Origin of the sequence: Atopobium sp. (assembly GCF_034113385.1) — a bacterium.
Taxonomy (GTDB): domain Bacteria; phylum Actinomycetota; class Coriobacteriia; order Coriobacteriales; family Atopobiaceae; genus Atopobium.
Genome location: NZ_JAXEXL010000003.1, coordinates 1 through 24,931 on the forward strand (window position 1 = coordinate 1; position 24,931 = coordinate 24,931).

General features: G+C 46.6%; 25 protein-coding genes. 3 read left to right on the top strand and 22 right to left on the bottom strand.

What is annotated here, in order from left to right; translation table 11 throughout:
* The 11 genes from SPD80_RS00835 to rpsP form a co-directional block, all read right to left on the bottom strand.
* On the bottom strand, positions 1-740 hold a 740-nt coding region (locus SPD80_RS00835), incomplete at its 3' end, for a DUF6273 domain-containing protein (RefSeq protein WP_320828025.1).
* Entirely contained in the window at positions 737-1,813 is a 1,077-nt protein-coding gene (locus SPD80_RS00840) for a deoxyguanosinetriphosphate triphosphohydrolase (RefSeq protein ID WP_320828027.1), read from the bottom strand. The genes SPD80_RS00835 and SPD80_RS00840, both read right to left, overlap by 4 nt.
* A 100-nt stretch (positions 1,814-1,913) precedes the next feature.
* A complete protein-coding gene (gene ppdK, locus SPD80_RS00845) occupies positions 1,914-4,691 on the bottom strand; it encodes a pyruvate, phosphate dikinase (protein WP_320828029.1) in 2,778 nt (925 codons plus the stop codon).
* A gap of 248 nt (positions 4,692-4,939) precedes the next feature.
* Entirely contained in the window at positions 4,940-5,818 is an 879-nt protein-coding gene (locus SPD80_RS00850) for a pyruvate, water dikinase regulatory protein (RefSeq protein ID WP_320605262.1), read from the bottom strand.
* Positions 5,819-5,843: 25 nt separating this feature from the next.
* Positions 5,844-7,940, bottom strand: coding sequence for a glycine--tRNA ligase subunit beta (gene glyS / locus SPD80_RS00855; protein ID WP_320828031.1), 2,097 nt, complete (start codon positions 7,938-7,940; stop codon positions 5,844-5,846).
* A complete protein-coding gene (locus SPD80_RS00860) occupies positions 7,940-8,851 on the bottom strand; it encodes a glycine--tRNA ligase subunit alpha (RefSeq protein ID WP_320605258.1) in 912 nt (303 codons plus the stop codon). Before SPD80_RS00860 ends, glyS begins: the two co-directional genes overlap by 1 nt.
* 25 nt (positions 8,852-8,876) lie before the next feature.
* Positions 8,877-9,485 (bottom strand): signal peptidase I, encoded by a 609-nt coding sequence (lepB, locus tag SPD80_RS00865; RefSeq protein ID WP_320605256.1) that lies wholly within the window; start codon positions 9,483-9,485, stop codon positions 8,877-8,879.
* Positions 9,463-10,233 carry a tRNA (guanosine(37)-N1)-methyltransferase TrmD gene (gene trmD, locus SPD80_RS00870; RefSeq protein WP_320605254.1) on the bottom strand — a complete coding sequence of 257 codons (771 nt, stop codon included), beginning with the start codon at positions 10,231-10,233 and terminating at the stop codon, positions 9,463-9,465. The genes lepB and trmD overlap by 23 nt, the downstream gene beginning before the upstream one ends.
* Positions 10,234-10,244: 11 nt before the next feature.
* The gene (locus tag SPD80_RS00875) at positions 10,245-10,757 is read right to left on the bottom strand and encodes a 16S rRNA processing protein RimM (RefSeq protein WP_320828033.1); all 513 of its coding nucleotides are present in this window, start codon (positions 10,755-10,757) and stop codon (positions 10,245-10,247) included.
* A 10-nt stretch (positions 10,758-10,767) separates the two neighbouring features.
* Positions 10,768-11,076 carry a KH domain-containing protein gene (locus tag SPD80_RS00880; protein WP_320828034.1) on the bottom strand — a complete coding sequence of 103 codons (309 nt, stop codon included), beginning with the start codon at positions 11,074-11,076 and terminating at the stop codon, positions 10,768-10,770.
* 2 nt (positions 11,077-11,078) lie between these two features.
* Complete coding sequence (gene rpsP, locus SPD80_RS00885; RefSeq protein WP_320606265.1) at positions 11,079-11,423, bottom strand: 30S ribosomal protein S16; 345 nt, start codon at positions 11,421-11,423, stop codon at positions 11,079-11,081.
* Between the two features lie 247 nt (positions 11,424-11,670).
* Here rpsP and SPD80_RS00890 point away from each other — a divergent pair, with 247 nt between their 5' ends.
* Genes SPD80_RS00890 through dinB form a run of 3 tightly spaced genes read left to right on the top strand, consistent with a single transcriptional unit; the run spans position 11,671 to position 14,949 of the window.
* A complete protein-coding gene (locus SPD80_RS00890; protein ID WP_320828036.1) occupies positions 11,671-12,351 on the top strand; it encodes a response regulator transcription factor in 681 nt (226 codons plus the stop codon).
* Positions 12,352-12,391: 40 nt separating this feature from the next.
* Positions 12,392-13,636: a HAMP domain-containing sensor histidine kinase gene (locus tag SPD80_RS00895; protein ID WP_320828038.1), complete on the top strand. Its 1,245-nt coding sequence runs from the start codon at positions 12,392-12,394 to the stop codon at positions 13,634-13,636.
* A gap of 17 nt (positions 13,637-13,653) precedes the next feature.
* Complete coding sequence (gene dinB / locus SPD80_RS00900) at positions 13,654-14,949, top strand: DNA polymerase IV (RefSeq protein ID WP_320828040.1); 1,296 nt, start codon at positions 13,654-13,656, stop codon at positions 14,947-14,949.
* 20 nt (positions 14,950-14,969) lie between these two features.
* Here the strand turns inward: dinB and rsfS are convergent, their stop codons facing one another.
* From rsfS to mreC, 11 genes are all read right to left on the bottom strand, one after another.
* Positions 14,970-15,326, bottom strand: a complete 357-nt coding sequence (rsfS, locus tag SPD80_RS00905; protein WP_320828041.1) for a ribosome silencing factor — start codon at positions 15,324-15,326, stop codon at positions 14,970-14,972.
* Entirely contained in the window at positions 15,323-15,991 is a 669-nt protein-coding gene (gene yqeK, locus SPD80_RS00910) for a bis(5'-nucleosyl)-tetraphosphatase (symmetrical) YqeK (protein WP_320828043.1), read from the bottom strand. The genes rsfS and yqeK overlap by 4 nt, the downstream gene beginning before the upstream one ends.
* Positions 15,969-16,643 (bottom strand): nicotinate-nucleotide adenylyltransferase, encoded by a 675-nt coding sequence (nadD, locus tag SPD80_RS00915; RefSeq protein ID WP_320605608.1) that lies wholly within the window; start codon positions 16,641-16,643, stop codon positions 15,969-15,971. The genes yqeK and nadD overlap by 23 nt, the downstream gene beginning before the upstream one ends.
* Before the next feature lie 3 nt (positions 16,644-16,646).
* Positions 16,647-18,101: a GTPase ObgE gene (gene obgE, locus SPD80_RS00920; RefSeq protein ID WP_320828044.1), complete on the bottom strand. Its 1,455-nt coding sequence runs from the start codon at positions 18,099-18,101 to the stop codon at positions 16,647-16,649.
* A 170-nt stretch (positions 18,102-18,271) separates the two neighbouring features.
* The gene (gene rpmA, locus SPD80_RS00925; protein WP_002563742.1) at positions 18,272-18,526 is read right to left on the bottom strand and encodes a 50S ribosomal protein L27; all 255 of its coding nucleotides are present in this window, start codon (positions 18,524-18,526) and stop codon (positions 18,272-18,274) included.
* A 37-nt stretch (positions 18,527-18,563) separates the two neighbouring features.
* Positions 18,564-18,923: a 50S ribosomal protein L21 gene (gene rplU, locus SPD80_RS00930; RefSeq protein ID WP_320605603.1), complete on the bottom strand. Its 360-nt coding sequence runs from the start codon at positions 18,921-18,923 to the stop codon at positions 18,564-18,566.
* 270 nt (positions 18,924-19,193) lie between these two features.
* A complete protein-coding gene (locus SPD80_RS00935) occupies positions 19,194-20,045 on the bottom strand; it encodes a DUF697 domain-containing protein (RefSeq protein ID WP_320828045.1) in 852 nt (283 codons plus the stop codon).
* Positions 20,046-20,053: 8 nt separating this feature from the next.
* Positions 20,054-21,289 (bottom strand): FtsW/RodA/SpoVE family cell cycle protein, encoded by a 1,236-nt coding sequence (locus SPD80_RS00940; protein ID WP_320605598.1) that lies wholly within the window; start codon positions 21,287-21,289, stop codon positions 20,054-20,056.
* Positions 21,290-21,311: 22 nt separating this feature from the next.
* Entirely contained in the window at positions 21,312-23,351 is a 2,040-nt protein-coding gene (gene mrdA / locus SPD80_RS00945; protein WP_320605596.1) for a penicillin-binding protein 2, read from the bottom strand.
* Between the two features lie 8 nt (positions 23,352-23,359).
* Entirely contained in the window at positions 23,360-23,926 is a 567-nt protein-coding gene (mreD, locus tag SPD80_RS00950; RefSeq protein WP_320605594.1) for a rod shape-determining protein MreD, read from the bottom strand.
* Between the two features lie 3 nt (positions 23,927-23,929).
* Positions 23,930-24,931, bottom strand: coding sequence for a rod shape-determining protein MreC (gene mreC, locus SPD80_RS00955; RefSeq protein ID WP_320605592.1), 1,002 nt, complete (start codon positions 24,929-24,931; stop codon positions 23,930-23,932).

A 24,931-nucleotide genomic window follows, 5' to 3' on the forward strand; every position in this document is an offset into this window, starting at 1 on the left:
ACATACCGCTCATACTGCATGCCTTCTGCATTGACCACATCATCAAGATAGGCAAACTGCTTGCCATACTCATGAGCAAACCAATCAATTTTGCCGCATACTTCGGTTGCCGATAAAAGCCACAGCTTGTCATCAGTTGTACTTACTGCAGACGCATCACGGGCATTACCTGCATTGTTAGTTGCTTTTTTAACAGGCACAAGTACAGATTGAAGCTCATGAGGAAGCTGAGGCAGTTCAGTAGAAGCAAGCCAGCTGCGCATCTGTGATGCTTCCCAACCACCGGCATTATCGCCATTGCTGTTCATGCTCTGCTGACCAAGTGCTTGTTTAGTTACAAAAGTTAAGCCTGCTTTGCCCGAGCCATCGGACTTATCGTCATGACGAATGCCCACAAGTTGGGCAGATGCAACGCTACCATCGCGCAGCTCAATGCGAACCTCTTCATTGCTTAAAGCGCCATGCTCATCCACAAGCTTATACTTTTGCGCAATTGAGCGCGCTGCATCATCAGTTGGAGCAGCAGCAATTTCCTTGGAAATCTGAGAAAGTTCACTCCAGCTATAATCATCAAGACTCTTTTCTTGAGGAGCATTTTGCTGAGCAAGAATATCCGTCGTATTTGCAGAGCCTTGAATAAACGGAAGCGGTGTGCCTGTATAAGCAATATAAACCGCCGCTGCACCAATTGCCACAATGAGCAATGACACCACAATACGAAGTGCTTTTCCAAAACTCACAAGGAACCTCCCATTCGCCATGCACGAGGCACCATAAGATTTTGGAATGTCCTAATGGCATAGCGATCTGTCATACCAGCGATAAAATCGGCTACTTGTATCTCTGGTTTATCTTGGTCATGAATGCGATATTCTGCAGGAATTGCCTCCATATGCTGCACAAAGTAGAAAAACAGTACATAAATAAGCTGATTTGCCTTAGGTTCTTCCACTTTCGCATCACTTTTTGTATAGATATTGTCATTCAAGAAAGAACGCAGGTCCATCATAGCCTCAAACACCTTGGGAGACATACGAATGGTGTCACTGTTTTGGCTGGTAGCGATCACATCTTCCACCATGGTGGCAATACGTTGCGATGAAGAATGCCCCAATACCTGGCGTGGTCCATACGGCAAGTCGTCCTCAGTCAAAAGACCAGCTCGCGTAGCGTCATCAATATCATGAGAAACATAGGCAATACGATCTGCCAATGCAACAATCTGCCCCTCTAATGTCATTGCCTTTTGCTTGCCCGTATGACAAACAATGCCATCTACAACTTCACGCGTCAGGTTAAGACCTTTGCCGTTTTTCTCGAGAAAATCAACGATACGAGCACTTTGCTCATTATGCTTAAAAATAAGAGACTCCTGAGTCATGCCCACTTGGTCTATAGACTGCTGATGAATCTCTGCTAAAGCCTTAGAAAGCGTACGCTCCCCCGTATGACCAAACGGTGTGTGACCAAGATCATGACCTAAGCCAATAGCTTCCGTGAGGTCTTCATTAAGACGCAAAGGACGAGCAATATCACGTGCAATCTGCGTAACCTCAAGTGAATGCGTAAGGCGCGTACGATAATGATCTCCCTCAGGCGCTAGAAAAACCTGTGTTTTGTGTGCCAAACGCCGAAAGCTTTTGCAATGCAAAATACGGTCGCGGTCACACTGGAAGTTAGTACGATATACATCTGCTTCCTCTTCATGCAGACGACCGACAGTTTCATCAGAAAAGGCTGCATACGGAGACAAGATGTCATGCTCGCGTTGTTCGAGCACTTCTCTATACGCCAGCTGAGTTTGATGAGACATACTTTCTCCTTTCTGCTAGCAGTGTAACAGAACACTTCCTGTATGCAGCAAGAAGGGAGGAGTTTTGCAACCCCTCCCCTTACAGGACTCTTAAAGATGCTTATGCATCAAGTTTGATGGCGCCACCATTTGCCAAAATCTTAGCCTGAGCAGCCGTCAGACGTGCAATGGGCACACGATAAGGCGAGCAGCTTACATAGTCCAAGCCATCCTCATAGTAGGTATGAATGGACTCAGGATCGCCACCAGTCTCACCGCAAACACCACAAACTATGCGCGGATTAGCAGCGCGGCCACCTTCCAGAGCAATCTTGACAAGCTTGTTTACGCCAGAGTCAAGTGTCTCAAAAGGATTGGAGGACAAAATCTTGCGACGAAGATAGGTTGGAATAAAGGCACTCTCAACATCATCGCGAGAAAAACCAAAGGTAGTCTGCGTAAGGTCATTCGTACCAAAGCTGAAGAAATCAGCATATTTACCAACCTCGTCTGCCTCAAGAGCAGCGCGTGGAAGCTCAATCATGGTACCAATGGGAATGTCGAGCTCAATACCATAGCGAGCACTTACTTCCTCAATGTCCTTCTCAATCTGAGAACGAAGCTGAATGAGCTCCTCAGCAGTAGATATCAAGGGCACCATTACCTCAGGCTTGGGGTCAAGCCCACGACTCTTGAGTTCTGCAGTAGCAGATGCAATGGCACGAATCTGCATGTCAATAAGCTCAGGATAAACAATACCCAAGCGGCAACCACGCAGGCCAAGCATGGGATTAGCCTCAGCCATAGAATCAATACGACGCAGCAAATCGCGCTTCTCGGCAATTTGAGATTTGGGGGCGCCTTGCTCCTCCATGTGAGCAATTTCCACATCAATGCTGCGAGGATTATCCAAGAACTCATGCAGAGGTGGATCAAGCAAGCGAACAATAACCGTACGGCCATTCATAGCTTCAAACATGCCTAAGAAGTCACCCTTTTGGGCATCAAGAAGCTGACCAAGAGCATGCTCTTTAACGCCATCAGACTCAGCCAAAATGAACGACTGAATAATCTGCTTGCGCTCACCCAAGAACATATGCTCGGTACGGCACAGACCAATACCTTCTGCACCAAAATCGCGAGAAAGCTGGGCGTCCTCAGGATTATCTGCATTAGCACGAACGCCCATGTTGCGTCCACGAGAAGCATCTAGGCGAACCTCATCTGCCCACTCGAGAATAACCTCAAGATCACCAGTAAGATCAGGGCGAACCAGCGCAACCGAGCCCAGAACCACGCGACCAGTGGTGCCATCAATAGAAATAACATCGCCTTCATGCAAAACAACATTGGTACCCGAGACGCGTGCTTCCTTACGAGTGGCATCAATCTTGAGCGCCTCTACACCACACACGCAAGGAGAACCCATACCACGAGCAATAACGGCAGCATGGCTTGTTTTGCCACCATGACTGGTAAGAATACCTTCCGCAGCAACCATGCCCTTAAGGTCATCTGGATTGGTTTCCCAACGAACCAAAATGCATGGACGATTTTGCTCGGCAAACTTAACAGCGTCATCAGACGAGAAAACAACTTCACCAACAGCGGCGCCAGGACTTGCATTAAGACCGGTTGCTAAAACATCAACCTTTGCGCTTGGATCAAGTTGTGGATGTAGCAATTGATCAAGCTGAGCAGGATTAACACGAAGAACGGCTTCTTCTTTAGAGATACGTCCTTCACGCTGCATGTCAATGGCAACTTTAAGAGCAGACAAAGCAGTACGCTTACCAACACGGGTCTGAAGCATCCAGAGTTTACCTTGCTCGATAGTAAACTCAATATCCATCATGTCACGATAATGGTCTTCCAATACCTCAAAGATATGGAAAAGCTCCTCACCAGACTCCTTAAAAGCAGGCATCTTTATAAGGTCACCAATGGGTTCTGTGTTACGAATACCTGCAACAACATCCTCACCTTGGGCATTAACCAAGAAATCACCGTAACGCTCGTTGGTACCATCCGCAGGGTTACGAGTAAAGGCAACACCCGTGGCAGAAGTCTCGCCTTTGTTGCCAAAAACCATAACCTGTACGTTTACAGCAGTACCAAGATCATCAGATATTTTGTTTTGCTTGCGATACAGAATGGCGCGACCATTCATCCAGCTACCAAATACTGCCTCAATAGCAAGCTTAAGCTGCAGATGAGGGTCTTGTGGGAACGATACCTTACCAGAGCCATCCACTACCTCAGGATGCTCTTTGGCGTCTACATGTTTAGAGAAAATCTCTTTAAACTGAGCTGCCAAATCCTTAAGATCATCAGCAGTTAAATCGGTGTCACTCTTAACGCCCTTGGCCAATTTACGAGAGGTAAGAGCATTCTCAAATAAATCAGCATCTACGCCCATAACAACGTTAGAGAACATCTGAATAAAGCGACGATATGAATCCCAACCAAAACGAGGATTTTCTGTCTGAGCAATAAGACCGTTAACAGAAACATCGTTAAGACCAAGGTTAAGCACTGTGTCCATCATGCCAGGCATTGAGAATGGTGCGCCAGAACGAACGGAAACAAGCAAGGGATTATGTGGATCGCCGAGTTTCTTGCCCATACGCTGCTCAAGATCTTCTCGAGCTGCAGCAATCTCGTCCAGAACAGCCTGGTCAGTCCACGTGTTACCAGCGCTTGAATACGCTACACAAGTCTGACAAGTAATGGAAAATCCTGGAGGAACCGGAAGACCAATGCGAGCCATCTCGGCAAGGTTTGCACCTTTACCGCCGACAATGTACTTGGCTTCATCGACTGTTTTTCCTGCTGCTTCAGTGACGTCAACACCTGTTGCGTCCTTACCGAAGCGGTAAACATGCTTTGTATCAGCCATTTACACTCCTTGGGTCCATGCACACAGCGTATGCAACCAACTCACGCTTTACACGATAAGTCCTAGTCCAATTGTTACCAATGGCAACAAATTTGGGACAGCGAAAACCGCTCATAGGCTCATATTTTCCGTGGACGGATAAAAAGGAACTCAATATTGGTACTGAGTTATAAAAACAGGAGATGCTGTGAACATCTCCTGTATATACCATGTATACAAAGTTGAGCTTTTGTGTATAAGACTCTGACTTACTCTGCCAAAGCAGCACGCGTCTTACGAATTGACTCTATATGCTCAATAATTTCGGACGCAGTTTCCTCCACAGCTTTGCCTTCAGTGTTAATAATGATGCAGCCAAGGCGCTTCATAAACTTACGAGCATCGTCCTGTTCCACATCAATTTCCTGTGGATCTGCATAGGAGCCAGCAATGGCAAAGGCAGCATCATCAGACAAACGACGTTGACGAATTGCCGCTAAAACGTCTGTAGAAGATACCAGACCAAAAATATTGGAGGGGTTTACACTCAAAAGCTCTGCGGGAGGCTCCACACCCAAGGCAAGAGGTACATTTGCCACCTTGAAACCAAGGAAAGCAAGATACATGGACAAAGGCGTTTTAGAGGTACGAGAAACACCAACCAAAATAACATCCGCTTTGTCCAAATCTTGAGGATTACGACCGTCATCATGCTCAACAAAGAACTCCATAGCCTCAACACGACGGAAGTAACGATCATCCGTGTTGTGAATAACACCAGGAATATTCTTGGGTTCTTCACCCGTTAGGCTCGACATCACGGTAATGGCAGGACCCATCAAATCAATTGAAGGGATGCCACGGTGATCAAGTTCACGACGAACATCAGCACGCAAACGAGCATCAACAATGGTATGGAATACAGCCGTTTGCTTATCAGGGTCACTCAAGCTATCCAGATACCCGCGCACCTGTTCGATGTTAGAGACCTTTGCCAAGCGCTCAATACGAATGGATTCATCAGGAAATTGACAGGCAGCAGCATTAACAACTTCACTTGCTGTGTCACCCAAAGAGTCAGACAAAATATGTACGACGGGCACGTCTTCACAGACTGTGTCGTCCACAAGATCAAAGTTTGCCTTCACGTCACGTATTCCTTTCAACAAGCACCTAGTTCTTGCGAACCAATGCTCCAATATTAGCTACATCTGCGAAGACGCTGCAAAAACGATTGAGCAGCCTCAAGCGATTAGTTCTAACTGTATCATCCTTGTCCATAACCATGACTTCATCAAAGAATCGGTCGATGGACTCCTTAAGCTGGGCAAGCGCGCGTAATGCTGCAGCAAAGTCTCCAGATTCCATCGCTTCTCCAACGTTTTTCTCGCCAGCAATAATGGAATCAAGGAGCTGCTGCTCGGGTTCTGTAAGGATGGATACATCAACCTGGCTGCCCAAAGAAGCATCTGCCAAATGAGAAGCGCGAGCAAAAGCGCCAGCCAAGGCCTGGAAAAGCTCTGGCTCAGTTGCACGCGCTTGATCGAGCGCAGCAACACGATTGAGAAACTCTTGTGGATCGATAATCTGAACAGCAGAGACTGCCTCAATGGTATCGGTCTTGGCGCCTTCATCCTTGGCAATTGTTGCCAAGCGACCCATAAAGAAAGTGGCTATTTGTGCAGCAACGCTATCTTTATCAAAAGAGATGCCTTGCGCCGCAAGACTATCAAGTGCGCAATTGATAAGCGCGCGTAAACTCATAACAGGAAGCTCGCGCAAAAGTGCAATGATGCCAATAGCGGCGCGACGCACCGCAAAAGGATCAGAAGATCCAGTTGGAGGTTCACCAATAGCAAACAAAGCAGTTACCGTGTCCAGCTTATCTGCCAAGGCAACAAGCTTGCCATACGTGTTTTCAGGCAGAACATCACCGGCAAAACGAGGACGATAATGCTGTGAGACTGCCACCGCTACCTCAGGGTTTTCCCCTGCTGCTGCCGCATAATAACCACCCATAACACCTTGTTGGCTCGTAAATTCAATGACTGCTTGGCTCACTAAGTCTGCCTTTGCCAAATGAGCAGCACGAACAACATGAGCGATTTGAGCATCATCCAGATTGATGGCCAAAGCCGCAGCGCGAGCAATACGTTCTATACGGTGAACCTTTTGGAGCACGGTGCCAAGTTTTTCTTGGAATACCACGCAATCCAGACGCTGAACAAAGTCATCCAGAGGAACCTTACAATCTTCCTCATAGAAAAATTTAGCATCATCCAAGCGAGCACGAACCACACGCTCATTGCCATTTACAATAGTTGCTTCACAAGCAGGATTACCATTGGAAACAATAACAAACTCACGAGTAAGCTTACCGTCAGCGTCATAGATGGGGAAATAGCGCTGGTTGGAAAGCATAGATTCGCAAATAATCTCGTTAGGAACAGCCAAGAATGCCTCATCAAACGTACCAACCATAACGCTAGGCCACTCACACAAATTAACTACCTCATCAAAAATGCGCTGAGGAGTATCAACATGACTGCCTGGGCGCGCTGCTTCTACCTGAGCAATCTGTTCACGAATCACCTGAGTGCGTGCTTCTGCAGAAAGAACGTATGCGTCTTTGAGGACCTTCTCGTATACATCAGGAGAAGCAACTGTATAGATGCCCTCAGAAAGCACGCGATGACCACGCGTAGTGTTTGAAGACGTGACATCACCATACGTTACTGGCACAACTTCAGACCCCAGCAAGGCACAAATCCAACGAATGGGGCGCACAAATGATTCACGCACACAACCCCAACGCTGACTACGATAGTTAGGCCACTCAATAGCGCCGATAAGATCGTGGCAAAGCTGCGTCAAAATGGGCAAGGCGGCGCGCGAGGCAATGTTATTCTCTGCAAACACATACTCACGACCATCGGCATCTACCCTACACAGCAACTGAGTAGCGTCAATACCAAATTTGCGAGCAAACCCCATGGCAGCCTTGGTGTAATTGCCCTGCTCATCAAAGGCAACAGCCGTTGCAGGGCCACGTTTTACCTCATGGATTTCCTCAGTTGCCGTCGAAAGATCCTGGACTACAATGGCCAGACGACGAGGACTGGTAATAACACGAACAGAGCCATAGGAAAGACCAGCTTCACTCAGACCTTGAGTCATAAGTTTGCTTAGTTGAGTACGTGCGTTAATCAAAGGCGCTGATGGCATTTCTTCAGTGCCAATTTCAAGCAAAAAGTTCTGCGTCTGAGCCATTAGGCTACCTCCCCTGCCTGCTTGGAAGTATCAGATACACTGGCAACTTCTGCTAAATAACACTCACAGCAGAGTTTAGCCACGGTGCGAACACGTAAAATGTAATTAGCGCGTTCAGTAGCAGAAATGGCACCACGAGAATCAAGTAAATTAAATGCATGGCTGCATTTCATAACACAATCATAGGCAGGAAGAGGAAGGTTACGATCAAGACAGGCATGGCACTCTGCCTCATACTCGTCAAACTTACGACGCATTAAAGCTACATCTGCCACTTCAAAATTATAGGTAGAAAACTCACGCTCATTCTCGAGAAATACTTCGCCATAAGTCATGGGCGTTCCATCAGGCAAATAACTCCAAACTATGTCATATACCGAATTAACACCCTGTGCATACATGGCAATGCGCTCGAGGCCATACGTAATCTCAACAGGAATGGGATTAACCTCAATACCGCCTACTTGTTGGAAGTAGGTAAACTGAGTAACCTCCATACCATCCATCCAGACTTCCCAGCCTAGACCCCAAGCACCAAGTGTAGGACTTTCCCAGTCATCTTCTACAAAGCGTACGTCATGCTCTGCAGGGTCAAGACCAATAGCCTTCAGTGAATCCAGATACAGCTCTTGAGAATCAGAGGGAGAAGGCTTAAGAATTACCTGAAATTGATAATAATGCTGCAAACGATTGGGGTTCTCGCCATACCTACCATCAGCAGGACGACGACAAGGCTGTGGGTAGCAAGTACGCCAAGCAGCAGGGCCAAGCGAGCGCAAGAGCGTTGCAGTATGGAATGTACCAGCACCAACCTCACTATCGTAGGGCTGCATGACCGTACACCCTTGTTTTGCCCAATAATGCTCAAGCGCCAAGATCATATCTTGGAATGTAAGAGGCGTATTACTCATATGCCACATACCTTTCCTCATGCAATTACAACATACTTGCGTCTTCAAAGGGCCAATAAATAAACAGGCAACGAGACGTAATGTTAGCTACGGGAACAGGACCAAAATAACGAGAATCCAATGAATTCGTACGATTATCTCCCATAACCCATACATATCCTTTTGGAACAGTGTAAGGATAGGACAAACCACCTTCTACAGCGACTTGATCTAGAGGATATGAAAGCTTACCAGCAGTATACGGTTCATCCAACGCCTTGCCATCAACCACAACCTTACCCTCTTGCAATGCAACTGTTTGACCACCAGTAGCAATAACTCGCTTTACGAGAATAGTTGTATTATCCTCAGGACTTTTAAACGTAACAATGTCCCCGGCCTTTGGCTCCGCAAAACGATAGGTGATTTTCTCGCCCACCAACCGATCACCCAATTGGATGGTTTGCAGCATAGAGCCTGAAGGGACAAGATACACTTCCGCCACAAACGTGCGAATAAACATAGACAATACTAAGGCAGCAATCACAACGCCCAATGTCTGCACAAACCATGGCACATTCTTTTTTGGCGTCTCAATCTTTTTTGTTTTCTTGTCGATAGGCTCATGGGGCTTATCGATAGTGTCGAGACTCATCCTTCTCCTTTATCTGAGCATCCAATAGCCGCTGTACAAACAGACGCTCCTCTTTAGATAGAGTAGCGTGTGCAAGCAAGTCAGGACGGCGTAAAACAGTACGTTCCAGAGCATTTGCACGTCTCCATGATGCAATCTTGCCATGATCACCCGAAAGAAGTACATCAGGAACGTCCATGCCACGATAGCTTGAGGGTCTGGTGTACTGCTCATATTCAAGCAATCCGTCAGAAAAAGATTCGTCTTGTGAACTCATCTCATCCCCAAGCGCTCCAGGCAAAAGGCGTACCAGAGCATCTACTACAACCATACAAGCAAGTTCTCCACCAGTAAGTACGTAGTCTCCTAGTGAAAGCTCTTCATCTGCCAAAGAATACGCACGCTGATCAATACCCTCGTAACGACCACACATAAAGACAATATGGGGCTTTTTGCTCAAACGCTCAGCTACCTGCTGGGTAAACGGCGTACCCGTAGGAGTAAAAAATACTACGTAGGGTTTCTCGGCAGATGCAGCAACTATATCATCAAGCGCCTCAAAGATGGGAGCAGGCTTCATAAGCATGCCAGCGCCACCACCAAAAGGCGCATCATCTACTGTTTTATGACGGTCATGCGTCCAGTCACGTAAGTTATGAGCCGTAAAAGAAAAAATACCCCGCGCCTGAGCTTTGCCTAAAATTGATGCGCCAAAATAAGAATCAAATACCTCAGGAAATACGCTAAGAGCTTCGTAAGAATGCTTCATTACCAGCTCCTTTAGTACTCGATAAGTCCATTGGGGACAGTCACATGAAGAGCGCCTTGCTCATCAAAGCCTAAAACAAATTCTGCAACCGCAGGAAGCAATACCTCATCAAAAGGTCCATGAATAACCCACGTATCCTGAGAAGGGCCACGCATAATTTCTTCTAAAATACCCAAATAACCCGCCTGCTCGTCATAGACTTCCTTGCCGATAAGAACATTGGGATCTTGAAAGTCTATATCTTTGGGCAAATCCCTTACATGAGCCATAAGGATCTTGCCCACCAGTTCTTCTGCGTGGGACATATGCATAACTTCTTTAAGTTGGACCAGTTGGCCAGAACTGCTATCACAAGCAGACTGCACTGTATACCATCGATCACCTTGTAACTCAGGTGGCAGCACACAAATATGCATTCCAGAATGCAAAAGAAGGGGAAGGCCGTCTGTAGGAACACATACGACCTCCCCCTTTTTGCCATGTGTCTTTACCACGCGAGCTATGGGTTTAAGCTCTTCAAACAATGTTAGATACCTAACCTAGAACTTCTACCTCAACTGACGTGCCAACGCGTTGGCCTAATGCACGCGCAAGGGTACGAATTGCTTTAATAGTCCGCCCGCGCCTACCAATTACTTTGCCTGTGTCTTCTTCAGAGCACGATACCTCGATGAGCGTTCCATCGTCGCTATCGGTAACATCAAGCGACACGGAATTGACGTCGTCTACTAAACCGCAGACAACATACTCAACAAGGTCTGCCACCTGATCTGATGGCAAACCCTCAGAGGTGCTTCCCTCAGTAGCCTGAGAGACGTACTCCTCTTCCGCATCAAAAGACATACTTACTCTGCAGACTCTGCAGCGGCAGCAGCAGCTTCCTCAGCAGCAGCGGCGTCCTTTGCAATCTGCTTCTTGGACTTCTTGTCCTTCTTGGAAGGCTCTGGAGCAGCACCGCGAGCAATATCAATGAGGTGAGCAACGGCATTGGTGGGCTGAGCACCCTTAGCTACCCAAGCATCTACCTTCTCAAGATCAATCTCGATGGTCTTGGGAGTGGTGAGGGGGTTGTAGCGACCAACCAGCTCGATGTAACGACCATCGCGAGGCATACGGCCATCTGCAACAACAACGCGGTAGAAGGGACGCTTCTTGGCACCATGACGGGCCAAACGAATCTTGACTGCCAAAGTAAAACTCCTCTTTAAACGAATGCGGCACGTGTAATAAGAATTGGTTTGCCGCAAAGCTACAAAGCAATAGATAATGATATGACATCTGCGCGCATCTGAAAAGCGACATGCAAACTTCGTAAAAAATATGAAAGAAATTCTTATGAACTGCATTTTTTTAGAAACCTGAAAAGGTATATTTATATAGGTACGTTATAAACATCCACACATCACTATGATGTAGCCATAGCAAAAGGAGTTCCAGATGAACATCTTGGTATGCGAAGACGAGAAAAATATGTCCGATGCAATTTGCAAAATATTGGAGGATAACGGCTTTAAAGCAGAAGCAGCTTACGATGGTAAAACTGGTCTAGCAGAAGCAAACAGCGGAAGGTTTGACGCTCTTGTATTAGACATCATGCTTCCCGAGATGGATGGCATGACACTTGTTTCTAAGATGCGTGAGAAAGGCAATTCGCTTCCTGTTTTGATGCTTACGGCACGCACTCAAATTGCCGATAAGGTAGAAGGTCTTAACGCTGGCGCTGATGACTATATGACCAAGCCATTTGAGGGCATAGAACTTGTGGCGCGTGTCCGGGCTCTCACCCGCCGCCAAGGTGACGTGGTAATTGATGAGCTCTCTTTTGGTGACCTTTTGCTTGATCTTTCCACCCATGACCTGCGCTGTGGCGATAAAACCGTACACCTTTCTCAAAAGGAGTACGAAGTTATGGCCATGCTTATGAACTCTAAAGGCAGAATCATTTCTAAGCAGGATCTTCTCACCCGTGTTTGGAATATTGATGGTGATGCTTCCGAGAACTCTGTGGAGGCGTATATTTCCTTCTTACGTAAGAAGATTACGCATCTTAAGTCCACTGTCCACATCACTACCTTGCGTATGCTGGGCTATCGTCTTGAGCAAATTGTTGGAGCCTAACGTCTATAGGATATAAAGTTTGTAGGATACTCTTTACATCATGTTAAAAAGACTTAAAAGGAGCTACATTGTACTGACGAGCGCCCTGCTGGGTGTTATCTTGCTCGTGGTGCTTGGCAGCTCCTTTTATAACACCTACATGCTCATGAATAGCTCTCTTAACCTCACCCTTGACTATGGAGTGAGCGACGCATCCAGTGTTCAGCTGGTCATTGGTAAATCAGATACTGATACTTCCGATCAACGTATTGCATCACACATGTTGGTGGCTCGCGCTGTTTACACTACAGACGGAGAAATGATACAAGAGAAAACTAATTTCTCTCAAGTTGATTCCAGCATTTTAAAATCTATCGTGTCTGAATATGCCGAGAAAGGCACTACCAAAGGTAAGATACCCTCCTCTCATCTTAGTTGGAAAGTCAAACTGCTTTCCGATAAAAACCTGCGCATTGCCGTGGCTGACACGTCTACCGTAGATGTAGTGCTGCAGCGCCATTTGCTCGTAAACGTATCGCTCTTTATTGGCGTCATGTTAGTGCTCATCATGCTGGCACGTGTTATAGCTAACTGGGCTGTCAAACCAGTAGAAAACGCGTGGCTCAGCCAGCGCCAATTTATTGCAGATGCTTCACATGAACTCAAAACTCCCCTAGCGGTTATTCTTGCTAATACACAAATCCTCACCACTCCCCAGAGCAGCATTTCTTCTGAAGACAAGCGGTGGATTACCAGCATCTCTAATGAGGCACATCGCATGCAAACGCTCGTGCAGGCACTTCTCGATTTAGCACGTATGGATGCCGCGGAAGCAGAGGGTACCACCGCACACCCCCACCAAGATGTTGATTATTCTTATATCGTCGAAAAAACCGTCTTACAATTTGAAGCCCTTGCTTTTGAGCGCGGTATTGAAATCGTAACCAATATCACCAACGGAATCCATCTGCATGGTGACGAAGAAAGCCTTGAGCGCATGGTAGGAGTTATTGTGGACAACGCTTGCAAATATGCAAGCGCCAACACCGTTGTAACCGTTACACTTTCCTCGCATTCTGGCCATTCTTACCTGCGCATTAACAATAAAGGTAGCTATATTGCGCCCGAGGATATTCCTCGCGTATTTGACCGTTTTTATCGTACCGATAAAGCTCGCACCACCAAAAAGACAAGCGGTTATGGTCTTGGTCTGGCCATAGCAGCCAACATTGTGCATGAACACAATGGTCGCATCTGGGCAGATAGCACCCATGCCTGCGGAACAACCTTTACGGTAAGCATCTAGCTCTTTACACTAGAGCTATGGTCAATGCACATAACATACCTTCTACGTCTAAAAATGATTCCTGGCACGGTCCAGCTATTGGACTGCTTGATCTTGATGCGTTTTTTGCCTCAGTCGAACAGCTTGATCATCCCCAATGGCGTGGTAAGCCCGTCATTGTGGGTGGTGCTGCCGATAAACGCGGAGTAGTTTCCACCGCATCCTATGAAGCGCGCACATTTGGCGTGCACTCTGCCATGCCATCCGCACAGGCACGTCGCTTATGCCCTCATGCCATTTGGACTCCTGGACATTTTGATAGGTATCGCGAGATGAGCCAAAAGGTCATGGCTTGCATCTTTGATGAAACTCCCTTAATAGAACAAGTTTCCATTGATGAAGCGTTTTTTGACATCACGCCAGGACGCTATTCAAAAGAATCTCCCAAAACTATTTGTGAGCGTATCCAACAACGCGTTTCTCAATTGGGCATTACCTGCTCCATTGGCTTGGGTACCAACAAAACCATTGCAAAAATTGCTTCCGAACGCAAAAAGCCCTGTGGTCTATACGTAGTATATCCGCAGGATAGCATAGCCTTTTTAGCCCCATTACCTGTAAAAGCCATGAGCGGTATTGGCAAAACAGCGGAAGAAAAGCTTCATCACTTAGGAATCTTTACCTTAGGTCAACTTGCACAAGCTGATACTGCAACTATCATGCGAGAGTTTGGCAGCTTTGGCTCTACCATGCTGCTACGTGCCGCTGGTCAAGAAACCAGTACCGTTGCGCCGTTTTTACAAAAAGATGAACCAAAATCTATCTCATCCGAGCGCACTTTTGCGCACGACCTCAGCTCCCCTACAGAGATTTATGCAGCTATCGACCACGTTGCCGAGCTTACTGCAGAACGCCTGCGTGCAAAGCACTACGCGGGTCATACCATCACACTTAAAGTGAAGTTTGACTTTGCTCAGCAAAAGACGGTTCAAACTCAACTTTTCTCCCATACCAATAGCCAATCTGTTTTAGCACGCACTGCCAAAGAGCTCCTACATAAGGTGTGGAAGGAAGGCATGCCCATTCGCCTTCTTGGTATAGGCGTCAGTGAGCTTTCTGGAGCAGCAGCCACGCAGCTTTCACTTTTTGATGCTTCTGTAACCGACACATCCGTTAAACAAAAGGATAGTCTCGACAAGCAAAAACTTGCCGAAACCTATGATCAATTACGTAAACGTTTTGGTTCACAAGCACTAGCTTATGGGCATGACCTGCGCTTTAGTGATTACACCACTGATACCAAACAGTCAGGTGGTAAGGGTAGTCTTTCCTAAACACAAATCTTTGTTACATCCTAATCAAGCGACAACGCTACAACAGGGGCGTCTCCCCACAACTTATCCAAACGATAAAAATCACGTTGTTCAGGTAAAAATATGTTAACTAAAACAACACCATAATCCATTAAAATCCAGGTTTTATCTTCGCGACCTTCAATAGAAATGGGTTTCTCGGCACAATTGATGCCAACCTTTTCTTCAATCTCATCAATAACAGAATCTGCTAAACGGGCATTGGCTGCAGTGCCAATAAGAAAATAGTCACAAATGTCTGAAACCTCAGAAACGTCAATAAGAACCAAATCTTCTATTTTTTTCTCGTTAGCAGCAGCTGCTGCAACTTTTGCAAGCTCTAATGGGGTAACGCTCATGCATGCTCCTTTGTAGTGGCACGTTGCATAACAAGTGTGTTGTAAATATCAGCTGTTCTAGGATACAGGTAGCGATGTGTACTGAGTACATATAAAATACCTTCTACAAAGGTTTCCCAAAACAGGGTATCAAGCTCCCATATACCCACCTGTGCACGCAAGTGCTCCAATGTTTGCGCAGGTGCTCGAAGCGGCTCTATGGCATCTGCAACAAAAACCACTTTATCTAAATCAGACATCTGCTCATCTGCAATGGTATGACGCGCTATGGCTTGCAAGATATCTGCACTTAACTCCGGATACCGCACTGCAAGGGTATGCTGAGCAATAGGTCCATGCACTAACGCACCAACCAAGCGCAAATCTACGCCAAAATCCAAATTGAGATCGCGCGCCTTTTCAAGTTGCGCGGCCACGGGAGCAACTTTCTCCCAATCATGTAAGATACCAGCCACACGCGCTTTAAACGGATCAATATCATACACAAGGGCTAGGTGCTGAGCCGTCTTTGCAACAGACATACTATGTGCAAGTCTATGAGGATTATGCTCCATATGAGCACATACATCAGCTTCATAACGGCGAATCGCTGCAAGCTGCTCTGAGCTATAGTGAGGCTCTTTATCAGGCATGTGATTAGTGTTATGAACGGTTTTGCTGTCCATACAATCCTCGCTTAGCAATGTAACCAATAACCGAGTCTGGCGTTAGATATGCCAATGACTGGCCACCAATAATACGGTTACGCAAATAACTTGAAGAGATAGCTAACGCTGGAACCTCAAGGTACGTCACATCAAAATCAATAGTGGAATTAAAAATAACATCTGTAGCATTATCCAAATCATACCCAGGTCGTGTAGCTGCAACCAAACGTGCCAAACGGGCAATCTTAGAAGCGTCATGCCACTTTACAATGTCGATAATAGCATCGGCGCCTGTAATAAAGTACAGTTCAACGTTGGATGGATACACCTCTCGTAACATACTGAGTGTGTCCGCGGTATAGGTAATGCCTTCACGTTCTATCTCAAAACGACTCGTTACAAAATGTGGGTTATCTGCCGTAGCAAGCAACGTCATAGCATAACGATCCGTTGCAGACGTGACATGCGCGTCTTGTTTAAAAGCAGGGCTGCCTGCAGGCATAAAGACCACAACATCAAGATTAAGGTCTCCAAGTGCCTGTTCGGCAGCCACAAGATGCCCATTATGAATGGGGTCAAAGGTTCCACCCATAATGCCTAAACGATACGTTTTTGCACTATCAGCTCCAAGCACCGGAAGATCAAGGTCTTCAAATACTTGTGCGTCCACCTTCTACTCCTCGTCTACTGTTTGTATGTTTGACGACGCCAAGGACCTAGGATGTATGGCCTCTTCGGATGTCATATCATCCTCATTACAGAGCAACTCATCATCTTCATCGAGAAGCTCGGCGAAGTCATCAGCATCACCAAAACCGTTGTACTCAAATGAATACCCTAAAATGCGAACCTCATCACCGTTCTTGCAGCCAGCCTTTGCAAGCTGATCATCCAAACCAATGCGATCAAAACGATGCTGTAAGTATACAATTGCCTCGTCATTGTCCCAGTCAGTCTGAACAACCATGCGCTCAATGGCAGCGCCCTTAACCTGGAATACACCCCCACCTAGGTTCTCGATGGTAAATGCTTTGTCACGACGCTGACGGCGTGCCTCCCACAGATTGTCATGAGAAGGCGTAGACATATCTACCTGCAACTGCTTACGAAGCTGTGCAACCTCTGTAGCACAATGGCCAACCAGTTCATCCAAGCCCTCTCCCGTTATGGTAGAGATTGCAAAGAAAGGATGACCGTCTTTTGTGGCTGCCTCACGCAGGCGCTGGACTGCATCGTCTGTATGAGGCATATCAATTTTGTTTGCCACAACAATCATGGGACGTTTTGCTAAATCAGACGCATACGCACAAAGCTCATTGTTAATAATGCGATAATCCTCAACTGGATCACGACCTTCAAAACCACCAGTCATATCCACCAGATGAACAAGAAGCGCTGTGCGCTCGATATGGCGCAAAAACTCATGACCCAAACCTTTGCCTTTGCTTGCGCCTTCAATCAAACCAGGAATGTCTGCTACAACAAACGAAGATTCATCGTGAGCACGGACCATACCGAGGTTAGGAATGAGTGTGGTAAAGGGATAGTCTGCTACCTTGGGCTTTGCTGCACTGATTCGTGCGATCAATGAACTTTTGCCAACAGAGGGCATACCCACTAAGGCAACGTCTGCCATGAGCTTCATTTCCAACTCAATCCAATGCTCAATAGCAGGCTCGCCTTTCTCGGCAAATGCAGGAGCACGACGCGTGGAGGTCACAAAGTGAATGTTGCCTTTGCCTCCAACGCCACCAGGGCCAACAATAACCTGTTCTCCAGGATGAGTAAGATCTGCAATCTCATACAAAGGCTGCATAGTCTGCGGGTCAAGTTCACGCACAACAGTGCCAAGAGGCACCTTTAAAATGAGGTCTTTACCATCACTACCATGCTTGCGAGCGCCTTTGCCATGCGTGCCGCGCTCGGCCTTAAAGTGATGCTTGTACCGATAATCAATCAACGAAGAAAGCTGGGGATCTGCCATAACAATGACATCTCCACCACGACCACCATCTCCACCATCAGGTCCGCCCTTTGGCACATGAGCTTCTCGACGAAAAGACATGCAGCCAGCACCACCATTGCCACCAATGACATTGATGCGAGACATATCTGTAAACATAGACATAGAGCCTCCTTTTGGCGACTCAAAGAAAATCAATCTTGCTCTTAGTGTAACGTTCCAACAACTAAGGTTATGTTACCTCAGCAGCAATCGTGCCACCAACGACACAACTACATACAAAACGAGACCCCCGACTAAGCCGGAGGTCTCGCACTCATTACCAATGTTCTTTGTTATGCCTGTGCAGGAATAACAGAAACAGTGTGCTTGATGCCCTTTTTGAACTCTACCGTGCCATCAACAAGAGCAAACAGGGTGTCATCCTTGCCACGGCCTACGTTAGCACCAGGGGTAATGTGGGTACCACGCTGACGAACGATAATCTGACCGGTCTTGATTGCCTGGCCACCATAAATCTTGGTGCCAAGACGTTGTGCGTTAGAGTCGCGGCCATTACGAGAGGAGCCGAGACCTTTCTTGTGAGCCATGTTAACCTACCTTCTACTCAACTAGGAAATACTCGAACTACTCTGCTGCGGACTCGTCAGCAGTAGATGCAGCCTTAGCGGCACGAGGCTTAGCAGGAAGCTTTACAATGGAAAGCTTGGTAAGGTTCTGCCTGTGGCCATTAAGACGATGATAGCGCTTACGCTTATGGAACTTGAAGACGAGCTGCTTCTCGCCCTTGAATTGCTCTACGACCTCTGCTTGTACAGACATCTTAGAGACCTTCTCAGGATCAACAATAACGGTCTTGCCATCGCTGAGCATGAGGACGTCAAGCTTAACCTTATCGCCAGGCTGCGCGTCGAGCTTCTCTACGTCGATGACGTCGCCCTTGGCAACCTTATACTGCTTGCCGCCAGTCGTAATGATTGCGTACATGTTTAATGCCCTTCATTGCTATGAGTGAGTGCAACAGCTGGTAACTTTATCATCGCTTGACAGCTTGGTCAACAAGAAAATCCAGCTAACTGATGTTATTCACTACAAAAACTCATGAACTACACTTACCAACACAGATTAGAATACTAAGAAGACAAACACAATAGTTTTACAAGTGGCTGCTTTCATCAGACATCCATGTTTTTCCTCTTAAAAGGCTCTTGCAAACTTAAGCACACAAAGGATGTTGAGAAAAGCTTGGGCTTTTGCCTACTCTTGCTGAATATGATCTTCAAGCTCAAAGCGCGCTGCTAAAGTACGACCGGTAGAAACAGTTCCCCCAAAACCAATACCTGCTTTTGCCACAATACCCATAAAAGGAACAGCCCCCAGCAAGGCACGAGCAGCACTGCGATACACCATGCCAGCACCAACAACCGCTGCAATATCACCCATACGTGAAAAATCTCGTTCACGACCATAGACCTGTGCAATATCAAGTGCTAAACGCATTTGATTAGTGGTCATAATTGGCATATCTGCACCAGGAATAAAGTTTATAGCACCAACAGCAGCATTTTGAAGAGCGCAGCTATGTACCAGTTGTTGTACTTTTGCCTTGCGCGCAAAACAAAAGGCGCGGGCAAACGCAATGCCTTTCTCGGCAAGTACTGCAACAACCCATGAAGCCAATTTTTGTTTAAGCACAGAAGCGTCAGAAGCAGCAATCAATCCCATAAGAGCCTCATCAGATTCAGAAAAAAGCGCAGGAACCTCTACACTTGAGCGAGCAAGCAGTGCACAAGGTACTTGATTTTCTACGTAGTGAGCCACAACATGAGCAGCAGCCTCATTGTTTTGTCCGCATACCACAAAACAGACATCACAATCTGTTGCAGGATGCACACTTGTGGGGCTATCTACTGCCGAAGCAATGCCTAAGATACGCAGCTGAGCTTGTGGGTCAGCAGGAACAAAGAGTGTTTTTACAGCATTGATAATGAAGTTGGGTGCGCTCATATCCACATATACATGAACACGGATAGGTTTTACGCTCTTTGATGTCATACATACTGTGGCAGCGTTCTTAAACGTATCTACTGAGGGTTTTGAAATACGCATACCACTCCTTATGCCACCTTTGTCCTATGTAAATAAATACTCTGGACAACGCCGATTGCCATGAGTTGCACCACCATGGAAGACGAACCAAAACTAATAAACGGCAAAGGAATACCAGTAATGGGCATGATGCCAATGCACATACCCACGTTTTCTAAGAGCTGGAACGACCACATGGCAACAATACCAACTAAAACAAGCTTACCAAAGGGAGACTCCAACTTAAGTGCCAATCGAATTGCAGAAAAGATAAGCACAGCAAACAGTGCCAGCAAAATGACAGCACCAACAAAACCAAACTCTTCCGACAACAATGCAAAGACAAAATCGGTGTGGGCCTCAGGCAAAAAGCCACCACCTGCCTGCGTAGCATTGCCAATGCCCTTACCAAAAAAGCCACCAGAACCTACCGCAATCTTGGATTGCAATAAGTTATAGCCATCTCCTGTTGGGCTCACATTTGGATCTACAAAAACAATAAGACGATTGAGCTGATATTCCTTAAGCAGATGCGGAAGACCAGGTGTCATAGAGGTAATAATGATAAGAGCTGAGCCTACAATAATAAGAGCAATGGTGACGAGCACCCAACTTCGTCGTGCTCCAGCGCAAATAATAATGGCTGCACCAGACACCAAAATAACAAGGCCAGTTCCTAAGTCTGGCTGGGTAAGGATAAGCCCAAAAGGAATAAGAAGATATACACAAAGACGTACATAATCACGTAAGGATTCAATTTTGCCATTGTACTGCGCACTCAGCGAGGCCATTAAGAAAATAGTAACGAGCTTTGCTATCTCGGATGGCTGCATACGCAGATGAATAAAAGGAATCTGCACCCAGCCAGTAAGTCCCTTTGCAGAATAAGACAGACCAGGAATCTTAGGCATGAGCATCAAAGCAATATCAATTGCCAACAATATATTGGTCATGTTGGCAAGGTTCCTGTAGTCATAACGACGAATGACAGCAGCACCCATAAAACCAATGCCAACACCCAGCATTTGACGGGGCCATGATGCCTCAGGAATGGTCAAAGAGGCAGACCAAACAACCAACAATCCGTACACACATAACAACAAGGCAGGAAGAAGATTGGCTAAGTAGTACTTACCAAAACGATGTTTAGCTGGTCTTATACGAGCATGAGAAGGCGACTTACCGGCATCGCCTCCAAACATGGATGACAAAATACTGCCAAAGCCAATATCCGATAGGCTTCCTTTTGGTGTCTCGATAGCCACTGCTCCCCCTCTCAAATATCTGCTAGTGCGTCTCGATATCTGCCGAATCACTTGCCGTATCAGGCGAATCGTAGATGGCGCCTAAGGTGTCACGAACAGCATACATGGCAGACGTTGCGCCAAAACCGCCTTTCTCGACAACAGCTGCGATGGCATACTTGGGATTATCTGCGGGAGCATAGGCACACAGCCAACCCGTTGCTGCCTCACCCGCGCGTTCACCAGAACCCGTTTTACCTGCTACACGCACTGGCAGATTGGTAAAATGCGCCGCCATAGCCTGGTCTTCTTCATAGATTACACCTTCGAGCGCGCGATGCACCATGTCATACTGCTCGTTGCTTTGCTTGGGTTCGAGGCGCTTGGAAGGACTGGTTTCCAAAATAGTCCCTTTGCCCGAATGAGATTGAACGCTCTTAAGCACGCGTGGCGTCCAAATGGTACCTCTATTTGCTAAACCCATATAAGTACTTACCAGTTGAATAGGTGTCACTAATAAGTCACCCTGGCCAATGGCCAAGTTAGTGTTATCTCCACCTTTCCACTGGCGATCAAGGTCAGAACTGGTGGTGTAATAATTCCACTTCCAATCCGCATCAGGCACACGACCATCACCCTCGCTTGGAAGATCAATACCTGTCTTGGAGCCAAGGCCCCATTTTTTCATGGTGTCTTGCATGCCCCATTTATGAGCATCATCCGCAAACCAAAAACTTTTGCCAATTTCATAAAAAACAACGTCACAAGAAAAGGTAATACCTGTTTGAAGCGTCATATAACCATGTCCGTTGTGATTCCAGCAATACTGACCAGACGCTTTACCAAAACCCGTCCAAAAACCACTGCAGTTATAACCAGAATCAAAGCTCGCGAGCCCGTTATCTAAAGCAGCTAACGCATTGATTGGCTTAATGGTGGATGCAGACATATAAGCGCCATCTACCGCACGATTCATGAGTGGATAACTATTGGTCTCATCGGAAAGCTCCGACCAGTCATCATTAGAGATGCCACCAATAAACACGCTCGGATCATACGTAGGCGCACTTGCCATAGCAAGCACTTCACCATTCGTAACATCCACTACAACAACTGCGCCAGCTTTACAATCCGCATTGCCTTTTCGCTGAGATGCTTGAATAGCATGTGCCAAACCCTCTTCTGCACCTTTTTGAATCTTTGCATCAATGGTAAGCGTAATATCCGAACCCGGCGTTGCGTCAACCGAAGTAGCATAATCCACTACCTTACCCGAAGCATCAACATAGACTTTTTGCTCGCCATGGATGCCTTGCAAAACAGATTCATACTGATATTCAATACCTGCTTGACCAACAATATCGCCCAATTCATATTTGGGAGCACTTTGATCATCCGTACTATGCTTCTTAATAAAGTCTTGCGTAACAAAACCGGTATAACCCAGCAAATGCGCAGCTAAACTACCCTGAGGATAATTGCGTGTAGAACGTGTCTCTACCGTAATGCCTTCAAACAAATCGGCATGTTCCCCCAAATAGGCAACAACACGACGACTTACGTCACTTGCAACAACACGAAGGCTCTGTGCACCAGCAGACGTATCTTGAATCTTTCTTTTAACAGCAATTTTTGGCATACCTAAAAGATTTGCCAGCAATTGAAGTTTAATCTCATCATTAAGAACATCGGCTTTAGCCACAACGGTCAAACTCGAACGATTACCCACCAATTCAACGCCATTGCGATCCAAAATGCGTCCTCGTGGCGCTGCTGTAGAGATAGAGCGTGTACGGTTACTCTCTGCCTGCTTGGTGTATTCATCTGACGAGACAAGCTGCATGCTCCACAGCTTACCAACCAAAGCAGTAAGAATAGCACCAGAAAATACGGCTAAGCCATATAAACGAGTTTTAAATCCGCTCTCGGTAGAATGGTCTTCTCCGCCAGCAGCACGCGGCGCTTGACCACCAATGTCAAAGGTAAAACGCTTGGTACCAGAGCGCGTAATTATAAATACAATTGCTGCAACAACTATCGCAGCAAGAGCAATAATAAGCAAGATGATAAGAGCTAATGACATATCAGGTCCTAGAACTTCTTACCAAAAAAGTGTGCGCCACGGTCAGAATGTTTTGCCGAGAAGGACGGTGTAGAGCCCCCTGCTCGCGAAGTAAACACAAGCAGTGCAAGAGCAAACACCACACAATCCAACACGATGGCTGGAATGCTATGCAAGCCAAAGGTATACAAAATATTGTGTGAGTGACCCGTCATAAGCATGGCAAGTCCATACACCAACTCTATAGAAACGCAGGCAATGAGGAAGTGCTGGAAAGCTATGCCATACCCATCGCTTAGCTTATTGCGCTCCTCAAGACCCAAAAAATACGATGCTAAGGTTAGCTCAAACGCCATAAGACCAACAGGTCCCGTAGTGGTTAAATCAAAAAACAAGCCAGCAATAAAACCAGCAATAACGCCAGTTTTTCCACCAATACTCAGCGCAATATACAAAGCAGTAATCATACAAATATTGACACGCCCATCAAACAAGCCAATGTTTGGGACAAACGCTAATTGCAGCACAAAACACACAATAGCTGCCACAAGCAAGGTCTTACGCATTTTATTGCTATCGTTTACCTGCATTGCCATGCGTTACCTCCTTTGCTTTGTGCGAGATGAATCACTGGCAGCATCTGTAGCAGCGCTGGCAGAACTTGCAGAAGTGGATGTTGCAGAGGTTGACGATGATTCCTGCTTATCTGCCTGTGCAGCCTCTTGTGCGGTTGCTTGCTGCTCATCGGTTAAAGAAGTAATAACAAGTACTTCTTCAAAGCTGGAAGATGTCCTAAACGGCTTTACTGTAATGACATAGTACATAGCTCCAGCGTTTTTCTCGAGAGCACTTACAGTACCAAGCGGTAACCCTTTAGGGTAAATGCCGCCCAAACCACTGGTTACAATGGTATCTCCTATTGCAACAGATTGATCAGTAGTCACCAGCGTTAAACGCAGTGTACCGTCTGCAGAACCAACAAGCATGCCTTGAGCACGGCTTGACTGCACCATAGCAGAGACAGACGAAGTTTCATCGGAAATAAGACGAACTACAGAAGACGTGGGTCCAACTTCAGAGATTTGGCCAATAACGCCCGTGGAATCCATAACAGGCATGCCAATTTGCATACCAGCAGCCGAGCCCTTATCGATAGTAATAGTGGAACTCCAGGAATCAGTGGAGCCAGAAACCACATGAGCTGCTGTTGACTGCAGCTTATAGGCACTTTTGAGGTCGAGAAGACCCTGGAGACGGTCTGCGGTCTGCTGAGCTTCAGAAAGCTCCACATTTTTGGTGCGCAACTTGTCATTTTCTGCCTTAAGTTCGCTCAAGGTTTCTTGGCTGGCCGTAAGGTTGGAAAAGATATTTCCAATACCCTTAAACGGCATCGAGATAAAGGACCCTACACTGCGAACAGGGGTGGTTATAACACTAAACATATCACGCGTCATGGTTATAGGACCATGACCTGCTTCTCTGCAACTTAACGTAAAAACGATAAGTGCAATAATACATAAAATTGTTGCCAGACGACCGCCGGTTGCGCCTTTGCGCGGCATTCCAGTTGTACGAGCAGAGTGAGGCGAAAGCAAAGCCAC